Below are 3,268 nucleotides of genomic sequence, written 5' to 3'. Positions count from 1 at the left end.
ATAATTTTTATAATGTCTGTAAGATTAAATCTTGACTTCTACATATAATGCTACACAAACGTTTATTTTCGTCTAATACTTCTAGATTTATCTCGATTAAAGGCGGGATAAATAAATGCTTAATAATTTCAGACCATTCTATTAAAATTAAATTGCCGTTTAATGCCTCTTCAAATCCAAGTTCATAAATTTCTTCAGGTGATTTAAGACGATAAAGATCATAATGATAAATAGTAAAGTTGGAAGTTTTATATGTTTGCAGTAAATTAAAAGTCGGGCTTAGAATGTTTGTATTTTCACCGCAAAAATGTTTAATAATTTCACGACAAAAAAATGTCTTACCGGCCCCAAGATCACCGTTAAGTAAGACTATATCATTTAGCTTTAAGTTTTGTGCTAAAAGTTTTGCAAGCTTTTTTGTCTCTTCTTCGTTATTTAATATAAGCATTTTTTAACTTGATTAATCATTTGTAAATATTGGTTCTGAAAAGTGCTTGAATTAATATTTTTCACATTCCAGTTTTCGCTATTTAATATTATTATTTTAGCGTTTAATTTATCGTATAATCGTGAATTTTGTTCGCTACTTAACACAAGACATTTATTATTAGACTCTTTAATTAAATCTTCTAGCTTGCGTATATATCGTAAGCTTTTCTGACTTTCGCTATATAATTTTGCAGTTTTAATATTAGTATTAACAAAAAAATACTCGCTACTATCACTTAATAAAATTACATCTTTTATCGTTACAAATTCATTATTCTTAATTTCTTGTAGCGTGTTTAATTCTCTAAGTGCCGCTGAAAGGTTATTATTAATATCTTCTTGTAGCTCAGGCAATTTTTCGCTAAATATTCGTGCAAATTCTTGTAGCAAAATTCTTACATTATCAAGATCAAGCCAAATATGCCAATTATAGTCAAATGATTTGAATCCACTTCCATCGTCACTTGTCACTCTCCTATTAGTTATAGGTTTCGCTCCTCGCTCCTTGTAATTAAATCCAACTGATTTGACTATATCTTTTATAATGGTTAAAGATTTAATATCGCTAATTTTGATAATATTTTTGCTATGATTATCAATTAATTTCTTGGCAAAACCGTCAAATTGTTCATTAATATAAATAGCTATATCGGCATTTTTGACTTTAGCGAGATCGCTTGGCTTTATATTATGGTGATGAGGGCAATCATTGTTTACTGCTAAACTCTCGATATCTGCTTTATCGTTAACAAGCATTGCGGCTATACTAGCGATTGGCGTGATACTTACAACTATTTTAGGCTTAGCGTAGCTAGTAAGGCTGAAGAAGGTGAGATATAATAAAATTGTCATTGCGAGCGACTGAAAGGAGCGTGGCAATCTCAGGATTTTGGTGCGAGATTGCTTCGTCAAAATTTTCAATTTTTCCTCGCAATGACGGTTTAACACACTATCTCTCATAACTTTTTTAACAACTCCAATTTACTGGGTTTGAAATCCCGCTCTATCCAAAAATTTTTTAAATATTCCAGTTTTGTACCTATCTCTTTTTTTTCTATATTCAAATTTAATAAATCATTGCCGTTTACTTGGAATTTCGGACGTAATAATGTATCATATTTATAGATAAATTCTTTTACTTGTGAATGGTCTAGTTTACTGATTATGCAGGCTGCTAATAAATATTCCTTATAGTTCTTTTTTTTAAACCAAATTTTTTTCATGCTATCTTTAGAATCATTCAGAAAGTTTAGTATCGATAATATTTGCATTGCTTCCTGTCTTGAGAATTTCCAATCGAGAAGAAGCTTTGAATTTATATTTTTTAAATTATATAGTAATAAAGCATAATTAGTTGCTAATTCTAATTCTTTAGATTGCTCAAAAAATTCTATTTCATAATTTTGGATAGAGAATATTAGTTCTAATATTCCTATGTGGGACATAGCTTCTAAAATTTGTGCTGCTTTTTTTGAAACAATGATTTTATCCATTTCGCTTTTTATTCGCTCTCGTGATAAAGTTTTTAAGCCGTCTTTTAAAGCTTTACATGCTTTAAAGCCGCCATCATCAAGCTGATTCGCATAATAGCTAGAAAACCGAAAAAAGCGTAGGATTCGTAAGTAATCTTCTTTAATTCTATCTAGAGCTTCCCCTATAAATACAACCTTTTCCTGCTGCAAATCCTTAAATCCTTCAAAATAATCATATATCTCGTTCTTAAATGGACAATAGCTTAAAGCATTAATAGTAAAATCTCGTCTTGCGGCATCTTCGGCAAAATCGTTTGTGAATATTACTTTGGCATGCCTGCCGTTGCATTCGATATCTTTCCTGAGAGTTGTAATCTCAAATTTTTCCTCGTTTAAAATAGCCGTAATCGTACCGAATTTTAAGCCGGTCGGAATGGTTTTTGTCTTAGCTTTTGATAAAATATTTATTACTTCATCCGGTGTTAAATTAGTAGCTATATCGATATCGTAGCTATCTTTCTCTAGTAACGCATCCCGCACGCAGCCGCCGATAAGTCGTGCTTGCCCCTTTTCATTTAAAAGGTTCAAGATTTTTTGATATCCTTTTGAAGGAATTTTTAAAGTTTTATGTATAACTTGCATTATTTGATTTTACCGTACATTCCTTTTTATTGCAAAAGATAAGTATAACAGGACTTTTTTAAAAAAATCATGATTAATCGTTATTAAACTTCCTTTGCATTTAGCTTTGTAGTTAAGGTTGATATGAATTTCGGCGTCTTTACAATAATTGTTTTTATTAATAATAATTTTCTGTCCGTGATTAGTTATGAAAATATTATCTTTTAAAGGTAATACCATACTATCTTTTTGTCCGAACCAATTAGCCCAATAAGTTCTATTAAATGTATGCATTTTATCGGCATAAATTATAAGCTTGTCGTCTTTGTCTTTAATGCCTACTGCCATATGATTTGTGTCAAATATTAATTCCGGCTTTGGAGAGTAGAACATAAATATAAAAGATATTATCATAATTACAAGACCAAGCAAACGCCACGATGTTTTCCATATACAAATCCAAAAAAACCGAATAAAAAAGTAATATGCTGAAATTGGTAATATAACCGAAATACCATACAGCTCCCAGTAAGCTATTAAAATAGACGGCTGATTTTATGATTATTTCAATAAAAACTCCATAATCATTAATATATAGCTATCAAACCCAATCATGGTAAAAGGCAGAGATAGCAAAGCAAGAGGCATAAGAAAAAATGGTCATGCCTCCATATTGCAGTTACGCC

3 protein-coding genes and 3 pseudogenes are annotated in these 3,268 nt (G+C 30.4%); 1 reads left to right on the top strand and 5 read right to left on the bottom strand.

Annotated elements, in window-relative coordinates:
• Nucleotides 1–7: 7 nt before the first annotated feature.
• Both tsaE and KYQ89_RS03220 read right to left on the bottom strand, forming a co-directional pair.
• Nucleotides 8–448 carry a tRNA (adenosine(37)-N6)-threonylcarbamoyltransferase complex ATPase subunit type 1 TsaE gene (gene tsaE, locus KYQ89_RS03225; RefSeq protein WP_218460381.1) on the bottom strand — a complete coding sequence of 147 codons (441 nt, stop codon included), beginning with the start codon at nt 446–448 and terminating at the stop codon, nt 8–10.
• On the bottom strand, nt 436–1,341 hold the full coding sequence (locus KYQ89_RS03220; protein ID WP_371920398.1) for a metal ABC transporter solute-binding protein, Zn/Mn family: 906 nt from the start codon (nt 1,339–1,341) through the stop codon (nt 436–438). The genes tsaE and KYQ89_RS03220 overlap by 13 nt, the downstream gene beginning before the upstream one ends.
• A 9-nt stretch (nt 1,342–1,350) precedes the next feature.
• On the opposite strand from KYQ89_RS03220, the pseudogene KYQ89_RS08260 reads away from it, so the two are divergent.
• Nucleotides 1,351–1,428 (top strand): annotated as a pseudogene (locus KYQ89_RS08260) (octaprenyl-diphosphate synthase); the annotation flags it as partial.
• A 17-nt stretch (nt 1,429–1,445) separates the two neighbouring features.
• Here KYQ89_RS08260 and KYQ89_RS03215 read toward each other — a convergent pair.
• The 3 genes and pseudogenes from KYQ89_RS03215 to KYQ89_RS08250 all read right to left on the bottom strand — a co-directional run.
• Entirely contained in the window at nt 1,446–2,603 is a 1,158-nt protein-coding gene (locus KYQ89_RS03215) for a CCA tRNA nucleotidyltransferase (RefSeq protein WP_218460379.1), read from the bottom strand.
• Nucleotides 2,604–2,792: 189 nt separating this feature from the next.
• Nucleotides 2,793–2,996, bottom strand: a pseudogene (locus KYQ89_RS08255) (ComEC/Rec2 family competence protein); the annotation flags it as partial.
• 103 nt (nt 2,997–3,099) lie between these two features.
• Nucleotides 3,100–3,239: pseudogene (locus tag KYQ89_RS08250) on the bottom strand (ComEC/Rec2 family competence protein); the annotation flags it as partial.
• Nucleotides 3,240–3,268 lie beyond the last annotated feature (29 nt).

The organism is Rickettsia sp. TH2014, assembly GCF_019249195.1.
Taxonomy (GTDB): Bacteria; Pseudomonadota; Alphaproteobacteria; order Rickettsiales; family Rickettsiaceae; genus Rickettsia; species Rickettsia felis.
The sequence above is the reverse complement of the archived record's forward strand: the minus strand, read 5'-3'. Positions and strand labels throughout refer to the sequence as shown.

What these genes read in the sequence shown, in the direction of transcription:
- KYQ89_RS03220 (WP_371920398.1), bottom strand. Translation starts at nt 1,341, where the DNA reads ATGACAATTTTATTATATCTCACCTTCTTCAGCCTTACTAGCTACGCT.
- tsaE (WP_218460381.1), bottom strand. Translation starts at nt 448, where the DNA reads ATGCTTATATTAAATAACGAAGAAGAGACAAAAAAGCTTGCAAAACTT.
- KYQ89_RS03215 (WP_218460379.1), bottom strand. Translation starts at nt 2,603, where the DNA reads ATGCAAGTTATACATAAAACTTTAAAAATTCCTTCAAAAGGATATCAA.